The following is a 16492-nucleotide window of genomic DNA, read 5'->3' as shown; positions in this document are numbered from 1 at the left end:
CCCGCCGCTCGGCAGCAGGCTGTTTTGACGCTGCGAACCGTTGGCAGGTAACGTTCCGAGGGCGCATTCATGGATTGCGTGCCGCGATGAGCGGTGAAGGGGCCTTAGCTCAATTGGCAGAGCACTGCCTTTGCAAGGCAGGGGTTAGGGGTTCGATTCCCCTAGGCTCCACAGCAAAGACGCAGGTCAGAGGCAAGATTCGCAATCTTGCCCCAACCTGTGCCCACTCTCCGGTTGTGCCGTCGTCGTGGCTGGATGGTCACTGCCCTGGGTGGACGGCACCATGCGGCCACGCATGATGGCACAGGATCAGCTATCAGGAAGCCGCTGCGGCTTTCTCCGCCGACAGCGCGATCGCTTGCGGGTCCTCGTCGGGCCGGCCGGTCCCGGTGGCAATCAGATCGCGCAGGCTCGTGTCGACATAGAAACTCCAGCCTTTGCGGCAGGCGTCGAAGCACTCGAACTTCGGCACCAGGCCGAAGTGGGTGAAACGCAGCTCGGTGGTGGCGCCGGACTCGGTGATCTCGAACTGTACCTGCGTGCCGTTCCATTCGGTCGGATCCTCGACACCATCCATCCACGCATCCAGCACCCGCCAGACAACCCGTTCGTTCGGTACCACCTCAGCCACCTCCATAGTGCTGCGGTGCACGCCCGGAACTTCGTATGTGAACACGTCACCAGGGTTTTCGGTGCTCCCGACAAGCGCTTTCGACCACCAGCCGCGCACGTCGAGCACAGCGTCGAAAGCCACCTTCGCGGCTCGATCCACCGAGATCGTCGTTGTGAAACTCTGTTCAGTCATGGGTTCTCCATCGAAGTAGAGGGGAATCGGAAATATTCAACCGATAGGTTGAATGTATCTCGAGTGGGAGTAAGATTCAACCTTGTGGTTGGGAATCCTGGAGATCAGCTCGACATCGTGTTTCACGCGCTAGCGGACTCCACACGCCGTTCGATGCTGCACAGCCTCGCCCGACGTCAGCACAGTGTCGGCGAACTGGCAGCACCGTTCGATATCTCGCTCGCCGCTGCGTCGAAGCACATCAAGGTGCTCGAACGCGCTGGTCTCGTGCGTCGTATGGTGCAGGGGCGCACGCACATGTGCCGGCTCGACGCACGCCCGCTCGAGCAAGGTGCCGAGTGGATGCGCTTCTACGAACGGTTCTGGAACGACAGCCTCGATGCACTGGAAACCGCGCTGCGACAGGAGGAACACGATGAGTGAGTACGGCGAGGTCGTCGACACAACCACGATTCGCGTCGAACGGCTGCTACCCGGACCGATCGAACGGGTCTGGATCTACCTGACAGACGTCGACAAGCGCGCGACTTGGCTGGCCGGCGGCCTGCTGGAACCACACACCGGCGGCCGCATCGAACACGTCTTTCGCATCCACGAGCTCACCGGCGAAGGTAAGGCGACCGATATCGCCGACCGCAGACACGGCGAGGTACTCGAATGGGATCCGCCGCACCGGCTGCGCCACACCTGGAGCACCAGCGGCGATCTCGCAGATTCCGAAGTTACGTTCACACTCGAGCAGGCCGGCGAGAAAGTACGGCTCACCGTCACCCACACCAAGCTCCCTACCCGCGGGGAAATGATCAACATCGCCTCCGGCTGGCACACACACCTCGACATCCTGCAAGCCCGCCTCGAACAACGTGCGCCCGACAAATTCTGGCCAAAAATCGCCGCACTCCAAAGCCGATACGACGCCACACTCCCCTAGCCTGCAAAGTAACGGTGCCGATACGCTGAGCCTGCAATACGTCGATGGAGTGCCTACGCTCGTTGCCACCGCCGGAACAGCCGTGCCGATCGTTCTCGCGGTCGTGAGCGAATCCGGCACCCCTAGAGCGTCGCCACTGACGAACCAATCTATAGCACAACGCTATTGCGCTGAATAGCCGCTTCCCATCGACGGCCGATCTCCGTTTGCCGGGTACTGTTGCCCTCGAATGTGAACCCTTGCTAGATGGAGAAATGAAGAAATGGATCCGTCCCGCTGCGTTGTGCTGGTACCTGTACACGACTACATCGAGCCCGCCTGCGCAACGGGTCTGTCCGCGCTCGAAAGGCTCGGTTATCCGATATGGCGGGTATACGGCGCCTCCGCGATCGACCAGGCGCGCAGCCGAATTGCCACAGAGGCTTTGGCGGAGGGCTACGAAGAACTGATGTGGATTGATTCGGACATCGGCTTCCAGCCCGAAGCCGTAGAGATGTTGCGGTCCCACGGCCTGCCCATAGTTTCCGGTATCTACGCCAAGAAGAGATCACGCGAACTTGTCTGCAGCCTGTTGCCGGATACCGAAAAAATCATATTCGGCATAGGCGGCGGCGCGATGGAGATCCGATACGCGGCCGGCGGTTTCCTGTACACCAAACGAACTGTCTACGAGAAGATCGCCGACCACGAGAATCTCCCCGTCTGCAATGAACAGTTCGAACAAACCATCGTGCCGTACTTCCTACCGATGATTATCCCGCATGGCGAGGGCCATTGGTATCTCGGCGAAGATTTCTCGTTCTGCGAACGAGCTCGCCGCAGCGGCTTGGCCATCTACGCCGATACCCAGATCCGCCTCGAACACGTCGGAAAGTACGGATTCACCTGGGAAGATGCGGGTAGCAGCAGAAATCGCTACAGCAGCTACGAATTCAACTTCACACCGCACAAAGCGAGTTTTGACACACTGGACAACGGCCAGGTCGATGCAGATGCAGGCATCAACCTGGCCGGCTGACACCAGCGGCCAGTCGGATGACTTATGGCCCGCCTGTCATACTTCTTCTTCCGCGTACAACGGGAAGTACTTTTCGATCAGAAAATCGGGCAGCACATACTGCGGAAGCATCCCCACGCTGCTTCTGGGATGCAGAATGTGCAGCACAATACCTTCGGTATCGGGTGCGCAGACGGTTTTGAATCCGGCTCGCTGCAGCCTGAGGGTGAAGTCTAGATCGCAGTAGTATCCCTCCGGTGGGTAGCCGCGAACTTCCACCTCGGGGTAGGTTGATTTCCGCCACACGAACGAAAAGCCGTAGCCCCAAATATTTCCGTATGCCCAGTCCGAATCCCATCCAGTCGTCGACACCGGATAGGCTGGTTTCGACGGCGATAATACAAAATGGGTTGGGGAGATTACATCCTGCGCCCAGTAGTAGAACCCTTTGTTTTCGGGATCGTATGCGAACCATCCGCTCAACGTGACGAAGTCGGCGTCACCGAGGTATTCGACCATGCGCTCGACATACTGCGGAGCATAGTAGTCGTCATCGTCGAACTCTACAATAATCTCACCGCGAGCCAACTGGGTCATCAGATTGAGCTTATCGCCGAGCGTCATTCGATTTTTCTCAATATGAATGTAGCGAATTCGATACTGGCGACACAAATCGTCGTCCAAGAAGTCGACCGGCTCTGGACTGTCGTCGAGGATGATCATTTCCATCCCACCATCGAAAGTCTGTGCACAGTAGTACTGGACGACTTTGCGTAGAAAATCCGATCGCAGGTAGGTCGGGCAGACCACGCTGACTCGCGGGGCAGGCTCGCCATTGTCGATCGGAGTGTGCGCAGGTATAGCCGAAAACAGCTGTATCGATGACTTTTCCTGCGGCACGCCGAAGGTACTTGCCACCTCGAGGATTGATGCGCCGTCGGAATCCCCGAGAATATAGGGCAGACCGGGTCGATACGCGGCAGAACGCTCGGCGTGTGTTCTCCGAACCACATCCAGCGCATCCGATACGGGCTCCGATTCGAGTCGCCTCCGCAGCGCCTGATTCCACTCCGGCACCCGATCATATTGATGCACAATCGGATACAGCTTGCCAGCAGCTGTTTGCACGCCGCCCGCATCCAGTTTCGGCTCGGGCTCCAACAGAAACGGGCGCAGTTTTTCGATCTTGAGAGGGTCTGCGATCGTGCCCGCCTGACAGGCGAACCCATCCTCCGACGCCACGAACTGTACGGCCGAACGATACGGTTCCATATCGAGCAGCAGGTTATACCCGCTCTGGTCCGCGACGGGCACACCTGCCGACTCGGCTATCCGCGAGACAGCGAGACATAAATCTGCCACCATGCCGGCCTGACCTGCAAGGACTCCGACATTGCAGACCGCCTTCGATCGCAGACGGTCGAAATATGCCGGAAAACTGTTTCGCAGATTGTCCCGATTCCACTCCTCGTCGGCGTATCGCACCGACTCGCTGACGGCGAGAAAGGGCCGCTCGAGGTGGTCTTCCAGCCACTCGATCGGATCCGATTGGAAGTACACATCGCGTACGTCGGTGATGACGGCGTATCTCAGTGAATTCACGTACGTCTGTAGCACGTGGGCGATGTCTTCGAACCGCTGGTTGTACACGCTGCCACGAAGTGGCATCCGTACCGGGTACAGCCCCAGCGATTCCAAGTTCTCGGCAATGAGATCACCGGCGCGATCACGGTCGTACACGATGACGACACCCAAACCGGTGAACCCACTCGTCACGAGGCTCGTAGCCCACGCCTCGACATCAGCCCAGGAATATCCCGTCACCGCACCGATGACGATATCCTGCTTAGTAGTCAACTGCTCCGTCCGATCAGATCTGCTTAGGTGGCGTGACCGGCGGCGGGCCCGAGGGCAGCGTCTGACTCACTACCGGCGGCGGTGGCTCAGCGGAAGCGGGGTCCGGAACTGCGGCGGCATCCAAACCGGACGGATGCCAGAAGCCTCTGGATTCCCCGTATTTATCGGTCAGCGGGGGGCTGTTGAGATCGGGGAGGGGAACGAGGTTGCCGCCGTCCAGAATGAAATAGCCGTTCTGGTTCTTGACGACCATCGCGTAGTGCTGCTGACCGTCAGGGCTCACGTACAGCACCGTATCGCCCGACGTCATGTTGCCGGAGTTGGGGTCGACAGGCGTCCAATTCCCCTTGTTCTCACCCGGGGTACCTGCGTATGCCACTGCCGCATCGATGGCTGGGTTCTGTATCTGCTTCTGCAAAGCCTCCGCGACCGACGAGGGAACCTGAACGGTCGATTTGTCCGGCAGCGGGAAGTCCACCGATGCGCCCGGTGCCGCAACCGGCGGCGGCGTGCCGACATTGGCGGGTGCGGTCACACCGGGAGGAGTCGTCTGAACCGCGGGTGTGGCGGTAGCGGGTCCGCCGGCTTGCGCGTTGCGACGTTTTTCGTCTTTGAACTCTTCGAATTCCCGACGATCTTTACTGCTGAGGCCGTCGCCCTGCTGCATGTCGTGTTTGGGCTGCATAGCGTTCGCGAGCATCAGCGTCGACGGATCGAAAGGCATCTGGCTAGCGGGGGGCTGGACATTGCCGGTGTTGGCGGGCGTGTTGTTCCCCGAACTATTTCCTATGGGCTTCTTCAACTCCGCCAGAATTGCATCGACGCCCGGGGTCTCCGACGTGCTGCCGGTGCCCTTGCCCGTACCGGTATCTGTGCCGGTTTCTTTGCCGGTTTCTGTGCCGGTTTCTGTGCCGGTGCCCGTATCCACAACCGGCTTTATAGCACTGAGGTCAGAAGAAGTCAGATTTTGCTGCTGGCCCGGCTGCTGCTGCTGGCCCGGCTGCTGCTGATTATTGGCCGGAATGATGGGATTGACCGCCGGTTGAGCTGGCCCGGGGGTTTTGGCGGCAGCTTCCTTTGCGGCTTTTTCAGCGGCGGCGGCTCTATCGTTGGCTTCCTTCGCGTCTTTTTCAGCGGCGGCAGCCCTATCGTTAGCTTCCTTTATAGCCTTATCGGCAGCGGCTTTAGCGGGATCGGTTTTATCGGTATCCGAGTCGGTACTCGAGGCGGGGGTTGCGGGGGCTGGGGGCTTCAAATCCGCAGGGAGGCTCGCAACAAAATCCGTATACGCCGTAACCTGATCCACGCAGTGCTGGACCGCCTGCTTTATTATCCCATAAATTGGAAATTCCTCGGCAACGTTCTGGATGCCACCGGCTTTGTATTCATCAACTACTTTTACGCCATTTTCGCTGGTCGCAACGCCTTTTTCGTCTACCTTTAGCGTATCAGGGTTGAAGTCTTTGTTTTTATCGTAGGCCTGCCCGGTTACAAGCTGGTTCCAGATACTTTCATGGGCCGTATGCACCGCATTGTACATAGACTTATAGTACTGTTCGTTACCTACAAAGAGCTTATCTTCTTTTGAATCAAAAAGGGCATCGGCCGCCTGCCAGTACGATTTTATCTGCCCAAGTTTTCCGAGATTTTCGGTGTACTTTTGCGTAGTCACGCCTACACCAACGCCTTGCGTCGCTAGATTCTTGACGAAATCCGCGTCGATATTGTCATCGCGATTATTTTTGTCTTTGTCTTTTTCTTTCGGAGAAAGGAAACTATCATAACTGGCTTTGTCGCTCCTTCCCGTACCCAACTGATGCATCAAGTTTTTCAACTGAAAGTTGTAAGCTTTAATGAACAGATCCAGATCGGATGAAATCTTTCCTGGTGGCACTTTGAATTCCAGCGGGAATCTCGATAGCTTGTCGCCAGCTTCGAATTTGTTGATATCCCCTCCGTCGTTACGGAGGTAATCCCGCTTGAGGGCGTCGTCAGTTTTTTCCTGGCGCCATATGACATTAGGGTCTTGGCCGTTGTAATTCCCGTCCCAACCTTCCGGGACCCGGTTCTTTATTGCAAGAAGCTGGCCGTCATTCGTGAGAATGTACTGGGTCGGCATATCCGCATTGACGTCGTCCCAGTTTTCTCTCCAGGCAGCACCGCGATTGTTATTATCCTGATCAGGATTCGAAACCCCATCGCCGATTTCGTTGTCGTCTTCGTCGTCGTTATGAAACTCGAGCCTGGTTTCAGAACCATCTTGATCTTGATCTTCGAATCGCAGATGCGTGGCACCACTGAACCTATCTCCACGCTCCTGAATTATATTTCCGCTTGGGTATTCCTGGATGACCATTCGGCCATCCAGCATACCCATCCGGTACTTTTCATTCTTGGAATAAAGCCAATTCCCTTCATGAATTCTGTCTTCCCAATTCAGGACACCGCCCTTGATGTCCGCCTTGCCGTTTAGCTCCGCCTTCTTCTTTTCTTCGTCTTTAGAAACCATCAGTGCAGCCCCCGATCACACAGGTGGCGGCGAACCATTCGCAAACCGGGAACAACCATACTTAATCCTTCTCCACAGATAACCGGAAGCTCACTACGGACTCACGCCCCGGGTATCGTCTTCCGTACCACTTGGCCCGCCTCGCCATCATGAGACTCGAATGCATTCGTGCTGTCGTGCCGTATGTAACCCGAATCGGTCAGGCCATCACCCGTTGTGGTGTAGCCGATCTTACGATCGTCCATGTACTGCTCGCCGAATACCTTGAACGCGTTGGCGCCCTTGCCGTACATCTCCTCGCACTTACGACCCCATTCCGGATCGCTTTGGCCCTGGGCACTGGTGTTTGCGCCGGCGACGATGGTGAGGTCGGCCTCTTTGCGCTGCGCTTGCGAATCTTGAAAGTAGTTCATGACGATGAACCCTCCATTCCTACCTGTATAACAATTCTTAGGCATCCCCATGTTTGGGACGAGCGATCCGTCCAGGACGGGACAGCCGACTCGTTATGTCCGGTTTCCGCATCGATCACCATCAGACCTCTCGACCGAACTCGGCCTGTTCCCGGAATTTGTACTCGGTCTCGGTGATCAAACCCAACGAATCGGCGATGCTCGGCCACGCGCCGTTGTGCAGCAACTCCGCACGCCGACCTACCCGGGACTTCAGATAGGCGAGCCGCGCGACTCGGACGAGCTCGTTGGCAAGCCAGCTGTCGGTGTTGTCCCAGACTCCGTCGCCGAGATGCAGACCGACGATCGTGCCGCTGCGGTCGCAGGCCACACCAACCGAGTAGTCAGGGTTGAACACCTCATAGATCAGATTGCGCCAATCGGGCTGCGCTTGCCCGACATCGCTCGAAGTATCCAGATCCGTCACCGCATCACTCCTGGGCATCGTCGGTCGCGCCGACGAGTTACGGACTCGGTCATGGCAACGGGGGCAGGGTCGTCTCCTGGACAGCAATCTTGTGCTGCCGCAGAGCGTCGTCGGTGCTTTCCCGAATCGCCGCCATGATGTCGGCCACCAGCTCCTCGCTGCTCGTGGCATGCGCGATCGTTCCCGGGGCGATGTACATATCCGTGAGCCTGCCCAGGCCGTCCACCTCGGGAATCACCCGGGAGGTTGGCGACGGACGCCGGGCACGGATCCGGTCGATCCGCTCCAGCATGTCGTCGATAGTGTGCACGACATTCCGGCCGGATTTGATCGCTGACACCGTATCGGGGTGTATGTCGCGGGCCCAGCCTTCCGACACGATTACCACTCCCTCAGCATCTGAAGAACCGCCGCGCCAGTGACGAACCGGCAGCATGACGTGAACGGAACAGACATGCCGGTCCGCGAGGTCATCGGTTGTGAGTTAGGGTTCACACCCAGCTCTTTGCGCATGACACCTCCTCGATGGATGGTACGTTTCCGATTCTTCACGCTTTCTCCGGTCTTCCCATATCTGAGAAGCTCGGCACCGCTTCCTCGGTACCGGCGCACCGCGGCGGTCGATCGTCGGCAGGCATCTCGAAGGCTCAGCTCGAAGCAGACAACCACATTGCGGGCCGCCCCGTACCGGGTGACACGGCCCTCCCCTGTCTGATCACAGATGCACTGTCGCTCAATGGTTTCTGCACCGACAATCCCGGTCATCGTTCCCGGCTCGACGCGGCGGTGCGGTGCGGTCGACGCGAGAATGCGCAGCAGTGCCGTGTTCCCGATCGGAGACATGATGCACGATCGGGAAGAGTCCCCGCCGGCCAGGCTTGGCTCCATACGCATCGACGATCGGCGCGGGTTCTAGAACCGCGCCGGGAATTCCTGGCGGCGTCTCACCACTGTTGGGGACAGGTATCACGCAGGTTCGGCGGCGGACAATCCAACATCGCGCGGCAGGATCCGACCACTTGCTTCTCGGCTCGACCCGAGCGATGCCATGTGCTGGCGGACATTGAATGAGTAACGTGACTCGAAGGTGGAAATGTAGGTGGGCCTAGGAGGACTTGAACCTCCGACCTCTTCGTTATCAGCGAAGCGCTCTAACCGCCTGAGCTATAGGCCCTGAACCAGTCCTGATTCCCCGCCGAAGCTGTTAACCGAACCGAGGCACGAGATTACCCTACCGGCCTACCGAAGACCAAAACGGCCGGTAGCGGCCCTGTGCAGGGTCGCTACCGGCCGGCTGGAAATCGTCCCTAGTCGGGGTCGGCCAGGGTTATCTGGATGCCGCCGACGAGGTCGCAGCACTGGTTGTAGATGAAGGTGCCGACGGTCGCGAGCGCGGTGAAAAGCACCACGTTGATCAGACCGATGACACCGGCGTAGCCGAAGACCGTGCCCGCGTCGATCATCCCCACCGAACCGCTGTCCTGCGACACCATGTCGGTGAAGGTGTTGTTGAGCCGCTCCCACACACCCATGCCCTCGAGCACGATGTAGAGCAGGCCGACGGCGAGCATCCACACGAAGAACATCGCCACGCTGATCACCAGCGAAATCTTCAAAGTGGACCATGGATCGATCCTGCGGATCTGCACAGTGGCGCGCAGCGGCTCACCGGAGGCGACAGCCGCGGCCACCGCGACAGGCACTGCGGGCGAGATGGGCGGCTGCGGACCCGTCGACTCCATCATCGGGGGCAGCGGATGCCGGATCTCGGAGAGGTCCGGCATGTCCTTGATCAGCTCCGGCCGCGCGATGCTGCGCGTCGGTCCGTCGATGCCGACCGACTTCACCATCGCCGCTTCCTTGCGGGCCGCCTTGGCCGCGAGGTCGGCGGTGGTGCGGGCGTTGCTCGTGCTGCCGCCGAGACCGCCACCGCCGCCGAGACCACCCGATCCGGTGCCCGGACGACCGGTCACCGGAGCCTGACCGGGGCGGTACAGGTTGGACTGCGGCTCCCGCTGCGGCAACTGCGCCCAGCCGTCCTGCTGGTAGGGCGACGGGCCCCCACCGTTGCCAGGTGCTTTATCGCTGCCGCTGGACGGCTTGGACTCTGGGGAGTTGTTCATCCGCGCCGTCTGCTGGTCGAACGATTCGGGCCGCGCGGCGCCGGAGTTCTGCTCCGGCGCCGACTGCTGCGGCGAACCCTGCTGCGCGGCCGCTTGCTGCGGACCACCCTGCTGGGAGGCGAAATCGCCCTGCTGGTTGGACATTTCATGCGGCTGGGCACCACCCTGCGGGCCACCCTGCTGCCCGTTCTCGGCCGAAGCGACCGGCCGAGGGATCGGCCGAGGCGGAATCGGTGACGGTGCGATCCGTTCGGTCACGCCGTTCGTCTGGTGCCGCTCGTCATTCGGCTGATTCGGAGTGGTCAATGGGAATCCTTAGATCCGTTCGTTGCCGCCGCTGGGGGTTACTGCTGGGGAGAACCGGTGGTGTCGTCGTCGCCGTCGACCAATTCGGGCTCGTCGGCATTGCGCGCGATAGCAAGCAACGTATCGCCATCGGCGAGGTTCATCAATCGCACGCCCTTGGTCTGCCGTCCAGCCTTACGAACCTGCTTCGCCGCCGTCCGGATAACTCCTCCTCCGGACGTGATCGCATACAACTCATCCTCGTCGTCGACGATGAGCGCACCGACCAGGGTGCCACGCTTGATGTCGTACTGGATAGTCAATACGCCTTTACCACCGCGGCCCTGGGCCGTGTACTCCTCGATGGCGGTGCGCTTGGCGTAGCCACCCGAGGTGGCGACCAGCAGATAGGTTCCCTCGCGAACCACGTTGAGCGACAACAACTCATCGTCGGCATTGAACCGCATGCCCTGCACACCCGAGGTGGCGCGGCCCATCGGACGCAGCGCCTCGTCGGTGGCGGAGAACCGGATCGACTGGCCCTGCGCCGAAACCAGCAGCAGGTCGTCCTCGGCCGAGCACAGCACGGCGCCGACCAGTTCGTCCTCGTCGCGCAGGTTCACCGCGACGATGCCGCCGCTGCGGTTGGAGTCGAAGTCCGAAAGCTTGGACTTCTTCACCAGGCCGTTCCTGGTGGCCAGCACCAGGTAGGGAGCGTCCTCGTAGCCCTTGATCTGGATGATCTGGGCGATCTTCTCGTCCGGCTGGAACGCCAGCAGATTGGCAACGTGCTGACCGCGCGCGGTCCGGCTCGCCTCGGGCAGCTCGTAGGCCTTGGCACGGTAGACCCGGCCCTTGTTCGTGAAGAACAGCAGCCAATCGTGCGTCGAGCTGATGAAGAAGTGCTTGACGATGTCGTCCTGCTTGAGACCCGCGCCCTGCACGCCCTTGCCGCCGCGCTTCTGGCTGCGGTACAGGTCGGTCTTGGTGCGCTTGGCGTAGCCGGTCTCGGTGACGGTGACGACCACGTCCTCGCGAGCGATCAGGTCCTCGTCGGCCATGTCGCCGTCGTTCGCCACGATCTTGGTGCGCCGCTCGTCGCCGTACTTCTCGACGATCTCGACCAGCTCGTCGCGCACGATCGCACGCTGGCGCTCCGGCTTTTCGAGAATGTCCTTGAGGTCGGCGATTTCGGCCTCGATCTTGGCCAATTCGTCGACGATCTTCTGCCGTTCCAGGGCAGACAGCCTGCGCAGCTGCATGTCGAGGATGGCGGTGGCCTGGATCTCGTCGATATCGAGCAACTGCATCAGGCCGGTGCGCGCGGTGTCGGTGTTGGCCGAGCGCCGGATCAGCGCGATGACCTCGTCGAGCGCGTCGAGCGCCTTGACCAGACCGCGCAGGATGTGGGCCCGTTCTTCGGCCTTGCGCAGCAGGTAGCGGGTGCGCCGGACGATGACTTCCAACTGGTGCTCGACGTAGAGCCGGATCATCTGATCCAGGCGCAACGTGCGCGGCACGCCGTCGACGATCGAGAGCATGTTGGCGCCGAAGCTGGTCTGCAGCTGGGTGTGCTTGTAGAGGTTGTTCAGCACCACCTTGGCCACGGCATCGCGCTTGATGGTGACCACGATCCGCATACCGGCACGGTCGGAGGACTCGTCGTGGATATCGGAGATGCCCGCGATCTTGCCGTCCTTCACCTGCTCCGCGATGGAGTTGATGAAGTTGTCGGTGTTGACCTGGTACGGCAGCTCGGTGATGACGATCGTGGTGCGCCCACGGTTGTCCTCTTCGATCTCGACGACACCACGCATCCGGATCGAACCGCGACCGGTGGTGTAGGCGTCGTGAATGCCCTGACCACCGACGATGAGGCCGTAGGTCGGGAAGTCCGGGCCCTTGACCCGCTCCATGCACGCCGCGAGGGTCGACTCCTCGTCGGCCTCGTAGTTCTCCAGCGCCCAGTAGATCGCCTCGGCCAACTCGTTGAGGTTGTGCGGCGGGATATTGGTCGCCATACCGACCGCGATGCCGTTGCTGCCGTTCATCAGCAGGGCGGGCACCCGGGCGGGCAGCACGGTCGGCTCCTGCGAGCGACCGTCGTAGTTCGGGACGAAATCGACCGTCTCGTGGTCGATTTCCCGCAGCATCTCCATTGCGAGCGGGGTCAGCCGGCATTCGGTGTACCGCATGGCAGCCGCGCCGTCGTTGCCTCGGGAACCGAAGTTGCCCTGGCCGTCGACCATCGGGTAGCGCAGCGACCACGGCTGGGCCATCCGGACCAGGGTGTCGTAGATCGAGGCGTCGCCGTGCGGGTGGTAGTTACCCATGGTCTCGGCGACCGGGCGGGCGGACTTCACATACCCACGGTCGGGCCGATAGCCGTTGTCGTACATCGCATACAGCACCCGCCGGTGCACCGGCTTCAGGCCGTCACGCACATCGGGCAGCGCGCGGCCGACGATCACGCTCATCGCGTAATCGATGTAGCTGTTCTGCATTTCGTTCTGGATATCGACCGGCTCGATCCGGTCGCCCGCTCCGCCGTTCGGTGGCAGCGTGGTTTCAGTCATCTGTAGGTCTCCTTAGGAACCGGACGTGGAATTCGCGTTGACGCAGCGCAATTCACGTCGGCTACACGTCGAGGAAGCGAACGTCCTTGGCATTGCGGGTGATGAAGCTGCGACGCGCCTCGACGTCCTCACCCATCAGGATGGAGAACAGCTCGTCGGCCGCGGCAGCATCGTCCAGGGTGACCTGACGCAGCACCCGCACCGCGGGATCCATGGTGGTCTCCCACAGCTCCTTGGCGTTCATCTCGCCGAGACCCTTGTAGCGCTGGACACCGTCGTCTTTGTTGATCTTCTTGCCCGCGGCGAGACCCGCCTCGAGCAGCCCGTCGCGCTCCCGGTCGGAGTAGGCGAATTCCGGATCCGACCGCTGCCACTTCAGCTTGTACAGCGGCGGCTGCGCGAGATACACGTGCCCGTGCTCGACCAGGGGACGCATGAAGCGGAACAGCAGCGTCAGCAGCAGCGTCGAGATGTGCTGGCCGTCGACGTCGGCGTCGGCCATCAGCACGATCTTGTGGTAGCGCAGCTTGCCGATGTCGAACTCGTCGTGGATGCCGGTGCCGAAGGCGGTGATGATCGACTGGACTTCGTTGTTCTTGAGTACCCGGTCGATACGGGCCTTCTCGACGTTGATGATCTTGCCGCGCAACGGCAGGATCGCCTGGTACATCGAGTCGCGGCCGGATTTGGCCGAGCCACCGGCGGAGTCACCCTCCACGATGTAGATCTCGGACTTGCTCGGGTCCTTGGACCGGCAGTCGGCCAGCTTGCCGGGCAGTCCACCCAGGTCGGTGGCGCTCTTGCGACGCACCAACTCGCGCGCCTTGCGGGCGGCGACGCGCGCCTGTGCCGAGGAGACCGCCTTGTTCACGATGGTCTTCGCGTCGGCCGGGTTGGCCTCGAACCAGTGCGCGAGATGCTCGTTGCAGGTGCGCTGCACGAACGACTTGACCTCGGTGTTGCCGAGCTTGGTCTTGGTCTGGCCCTCGAACTGCGGCTCGCTGACCTTCACGCTGACAATCGCGGCGAGACCCTCACGGATGTCGTCACCGGTGAGGCTGCCGTCCTTCTCCTTGATCAGCTTCTTGTCTTTGGCGTACTTGTTGACCACCGTGGTGAGCGCTGCGCGGAAGCCCTCTTCGTGGGTACCGCCCTCGTGGGTATTGATGGTGTTGGCGAAGGTGTGCACCGACTCCGAGTAACCGGAGTTCCACTGCATGGCCACCTCGAGCTCGTGCCCGGTGCCCTTGCCGGTGAACCCGACGACAGAGTTGTGGATGGCCTGCTTGGTCCTGTTGATGTGTCGGACGAAATCCTCGAGACCACCCGGGTAGTGGTAGGTCCGCGTCTTCACCTTGTGCTCGACCGGCGCGGCAGGCGCGTTCGGGTCGGCGTGCTTGGGCGCCTCGGCGGTCTCGCTCACCACCTCATCGGTGACGTCGGCGTCGGTGACGCGCTCATCGGTGAGGATGATGGTGAGGCCCTTGTTCAGGAACGCCATCTCCTGCAGGCGGCGCGCGACCGTCTCGAAGTTGTAGGTGGTGGTCTCGAAGATCTCGGAATCGGCCCAGAAGCGGATCGTGGTTCCGGTCTTCTTGGAAGGTTCGCCCTGGACCAGCTTGCCCGGCTCGGAGGCCTTGTAGCTCTGGGTCCAGTGGTAGCCGTCACGGTCGATCTCGGCTTCCAACCGGGACGACAGCGCGTTCACCACGGAGATACCGACACCGTGCAGACCGCCGGACACCGCGTAGGAATCGGAGTCGAACTTGCCGCCCGCGTGCAGCTGGGTCATGACGACCTCGATGGTCGGCACACCCTGTGCGTGCATGGCCACCGGAATACCGCGGCCGTCGTCGACGACCTCGACGCCGCCGTCGGCGAGCAGCGTGACCTGGACCTTGCTCGCGTATCCGGCCATCGCCTCATCGACGGAGTTGTCGACGACTTCCCAGATCAGGTGGTGCAGGCCGCGCTCGCCGGTGGAGCCGATGTACATGCCCGGCCGTTTGCGGACCGCCTCGAGTCCCTCGAGGACCGTAATGGAGGAGGCACCGTAATCCTGCTTGCCCGATGTCGCGTTGGTCGAGCCCGATTCATTGGAGTCGTTGGCAGCCACTGGTCGGTAGCTCTCCTTACTTGCTGATCCTCGGCACAGCGGTCGGATAGCACACGTGGGGCCTGGTCTTTTTCTGCTCGAGATTCAGGGGTCCACGCGCGGACTGTGCCGAACGCGCCGAAGGTATCGCCGCTAGTTACGTCACCATCCTACTGGTAGACCCAAGCCACAATGCACCTACGACACCCCTGGCGGCTCCGTGGATGCGAGAAATCGAGCGACGACGAGTCCGTTCCGCCTTCCGAGGGTTTCGATCCATCTCGGCTGCCCTGAGAGTTGTCGCCCGCGCCCCGGCTTCGCCGTCGTTTGCCAGGCTTCGTTCGGGACGAGATTTCGGTTGCCGCGCGAGGGCCGGGCGCGGGACAGTCGGGGCAGGTGACGAGCCCTCCGAGGCATCGTATGCCCAGTGCCGAGGCGGGGCGTCGGGCATCGCCGGGGCTGGGAACCGGCGGTCGGGCGCGTGACCCGACTACCCGTGCCGTCGCGTCACGGCCCAGCCGGCGGCCGAGTCCGTCGCGCTGCCCGGAGCATGAAATCGGTTGCTGCGTCGATAATCCCCGATGAACGGTTTCACGTGGAACGCCCGCGGCCGACCGGTGGCTATCCGTACGTATCCCGGGGTCCGCGCCCCTTGATATGCCGTTCGCCTTTGCGCCAGCTCGGCGCCGCCGGGCCGGAGATGCGCAACGAGGTGACCACACCCTGGCCGACCGCGGCATTGATCTTCGCCAAGATCTGTCCCTGCAGCATGCGCAGTTGCGTGGCCCATGCGGTGGATTCGGCGGCGATGCTGAGGACGCCGTCCTTCAGTGTCACCGGCGTGGCGTGCGAGGCGATATCGTCACCGACCACGCCGGACCAACGGCCGAGAACCATGCCCTCCGCGACCTTCGTCGACCAGCCACGGTTCTTCGCGATCGACCCGGTCAGCCTGCCCAGCAGCTGTGGATCACGCTCGTCCGGCCGCGCGCCCGACCATCCGGTTCGCCGCCTGGCGCCGGCCCGCAGATTCCGGCGCGGTGACGCACGTCCCTGCCCCACCGACTTGCCGCTGGCTTTGGCGGCCGCCCGGGCTTCCTCGAGGGCCCGCCGTGCCAGATCGATCCCACGCAGCTCCGGCTCCACACCGGGCTGCGGTGCGGAGGCGCCCTGTTCAGGCTGATCGTTCATCGACCTGCTCCGTTCGCACGCACTTGATTTGTCCCCAGCTTTGTTCACTTTGTCCCCAGCCCCCGGCTTGCCGGCGCACGGCGAGGGGTTCCGCGACCGAACGGCCGGCCAAGGGTGTCGGCCATCACATTCCACGCCCATTTCGGCGTTTTCTTGTTGCCGGGTATCGGTCGATGCCACACCGAGTCGGGATCCACCGGTCCGAGAAGCGGGTGACCGGGCCGAATTTATCCACAAGTGTTGG

The 16492-nt window shown here is 61.4% G+C and carries 13 protein-coding genes and 2 tRNA genes; 4 read left to right on the top strand and 11 right to left on the bottom strand.

Features of this window, described 5'->3' with window-relative positions:
• Positions 1–98: 98 nt before the first annotated feature.
• Positions 99–171 (top strand) — tRNA-Ala (locus OHQ90_RS04985).
• A 145-nt stretch (positions 172–316) separates the two neighbouring features.
• Here OHQ90_RS04985 and OHQ90_RS04980 read toward each other — a convergent pair.
• A complete protein-coding gene (locus OHQ90_RS04980) occupies positions 317–805 on the bottom strand; it encodes an SRPBCC family protein (protein ID WP_328407769.1) in 489 nt (162 codons plus the stop codon).
• A gap of 48 nt (positions 806–853) precedes the next feature.
• Between OHQ90_RS04980 and OHQ90_RS04975 the strand changes: the two genes are divergently transcribed.
• The 3 genes from OHQ90_RS04975 (at position 854) to OHQ90_RS04965 (ending at position 2754) form a co-directional block, all read left to right on the top strand.
• Complete coding sequence (locus OHQ90_RS04975) at positions 854–1228, top strand: ArsR/SmtB family transcription factor (protein ID WP_328407767.1); 375 nt, start codon at positions 854–856, stop codon at positions 1226–1228.
• Positions 1221–1736 (top strand): SRPBCC family protein, encoded by a 516-nt coding sequence (locus OHQ90_RS04970; protein ID WP_328407766.1) that lies wholly within the window; start codon positions 1221–1223, stop codon positions 1734–1736. Before OHQ90_RS04975 ends, OHQ90_RS04970 begins: the two co-directional genes overlap by 8 nt.
• A 262-nt stretch (positions 1737–1998) precedes the next feature.
• Positions 1999–2754: a hypothetical protein gene (locus OHQ90_RS04965; RefSeq protein WP_328407764.1), complete on the top strand. Its 756-nt coding sequence runs from the start codon at positions 1999–2001 to the stop codon at positions 2752–2754.
• Between the two features lie 36 nt (positions 2755–2790).
• On the opposite strand, the gene OHQ90_RS04960 is transcribed toward OHQ90_RS04965, so the two are convergent.
• The 10 genes from OHQ90_RS04960 to OHQ90_RS04915 all read right to left on the bottom strand — a co-directional run bounded on the left by OHQ90_RS04960 (position 2791) and on the right by OHQ90_RS04915 (position 16248).
• A complete protein-coding gene (locus OHQ90_RS04960; RefSeq protein WP_328407762.1) occupies positions 2791–4590 on the bottom strand; it encodes a glycosyltransferase family 2 protein in 1800 nt (599 codons plus the stop codon).
• Between the two features lie 13 nt (positions 4591–4603).
• Positions 4604–7099 (bottom strand): hypothetical protein, encoded by a 2496-nt coding sequence (locus OHQ90_RS04955; RefSeq protein ID WP_328407760.1) that lies wholly within the window; start codon positions 7097–7099, stop codon positions 4604–4606.
• A 101-nt stretch (positions 7100–7200) separates the two neighbouring features.
• Positions 7201–7512, bottom strand: coding sequence for a hypothetical protein (locus OHQ90_RS04950; RefSeq protein ID WP_328407758.1), 312 nt, complete (start codon positions 7510–7512; stop codon positions 7201–7203).
• Positions 7513–7633: 121 nt separating this feature from the next.
• On the bottom strand, positions 7634–7978 hold the full coding sequence (locus tag OHQ90_RS04945) for a hypothetical protein (protein WP_328407757.1): 345 nt from the start codon (positions 7976–7978) through the stop codon (positions 7634–7636).
• Between the two features lie 49 nt (positions 7979–8027).
• Complete coding sequence (locus OHQ90_RS04940; protein WP_328407755.1) at positions 8028–8414, bottom strand: hypothetical protein; 387 nt, start codon at positions 8412–8414, stop codon at positions 8028–8030.
• Between the two features lie 664 nt (positions 8415–9078).
• Positions 9079–9152 (bottom strand) — tRNA-Ile (locus tag OHQ90_RS04935).
• A gap of 133 nt (positions 9153–9285) precedes the next feature.
• Positions 9286–10407 (bottom strand): DUF3566 domain-containing protein, encoded by a 1122-nt coding sequence (locus OHQ90_RS04930; RefSeq protein ID WP_328407753.1) that lies wholly within the window; start codon positions 10405–10407, stop codon positions 9286–9288.
• Positions 10408–10445: 38 nt separating this feature from the next.
• Complete coding sequence (gene gyrA / locus OHQ90_RS04925; RefSeq protein WP_328407750.1) at positions 10446–12962, bottom strand: DNA gyrase subunit A; 2517 nt, start codon at positions 12960–12962, stop codon at positions 10446–10448.
• Between the two features lie 61 nt (positions 12963–13023).
• Positions 13024–15078: a DNA topoisomerase (ATP-hydrolyzing) subunit B gene (gene gyrB / locus OHQ90_RS04920; RefSeq protein WP_328407748.1), complete on the bottom strand. Its 2055-nt coding sequence runs from the start codon at positions 15076–15078 to the stop codon at positions 13024–13026.
• A 600-nt stretch (positions 15079–15678) separates the two neighbouring features.
• Positions 15679–16248 carry a DUF721 family protein gene (locus tag OHQ90_RS04915; RefSeq protein ID WP_328407746.1) on the bottom strand — a complete coding sequence of 190 codons (570 nt, stop codon included), beginning with the start codon at positions 16246–16248 and terminating at the stop codon, positions 15679–15681.
• Positions 16249–16492 lie beyond the last annotated feature (244 nt).

This window comes from Nocardia sp. NBC_00403, from assembly GCF_036046055.1.
Lineage (GTDB): Bacteria > Actinomycetota > Actinomycetes > Mycobacteriales > Mycobacteriaceae > Nocardia.
This window is presented reverse-complemented; position numbering and strand designations above follow the sequence as displayed.

What these genes read in the sequence shown, in the direction of transcription:
- OHQ90_RS04940 (WP_328407755.1), bottom strand. Translation starts at nt 8,414, where the DNA reads ATGCTGCCGGTTCGTCACTGGCGCGGCGGTTCTTCAGATGCTGAGGGA.
- gyrA (WP_328407750.1), bottom strand. Translation starts at nt 12,962, where the DNA reads ATGACTGAAACCACGCTGCCACCGAACGGCGGAGCGGGCGACCGGATC.
- OHQ90_RS04980 (WP_328407769.1), bottom strand. Translation starts at nt 805, where the DNA reads ATGACTGAACAGAGTTTCACAACGACGATCTCGGTGGATCGAGCCGCG.
- OHQ90_RS04955 (WP_328407760.1), bottom strand. Translation starts at nt 7,099, where the DNA reads ATGGTTTCTAAAGACGAAGAAAAGAAGAAGGCGGAGCTAAACGGCAAG.
- OHQ90_RS04970 (WP_328407766.1), top strand. Translation starts at nt 1,221, where the DNA reads ATGAGTGAGTACGGCGAGGTCGTCGACACAACCACGATTCGCGTCGAA.
- OHQ90_RS04950 (WP_328407758.1), bottom strand. Translation starts at nt 7,512, where the DNA reads ATGAACTACTTTCAAGATTCGCAAGCGCAGCGCAAAGAGGCCGACCTC.
- OHQ90_RS04915 (WP_328407746.1), bottom strand. Translation starts at nt 16,248, where the DNA reads ATGAACGATCAGCCTGAACAGGGCGCCTCCGCACCGCAGCCCGGTGTG.
- OHQ90_RS04965 (WP_328407764.1), top strand. Translation starts at nt 1,999, where the DNA reads ATGGATCCGTCCCGCTGCGTTGTGCTGGTACCTGTACACGACTACATC.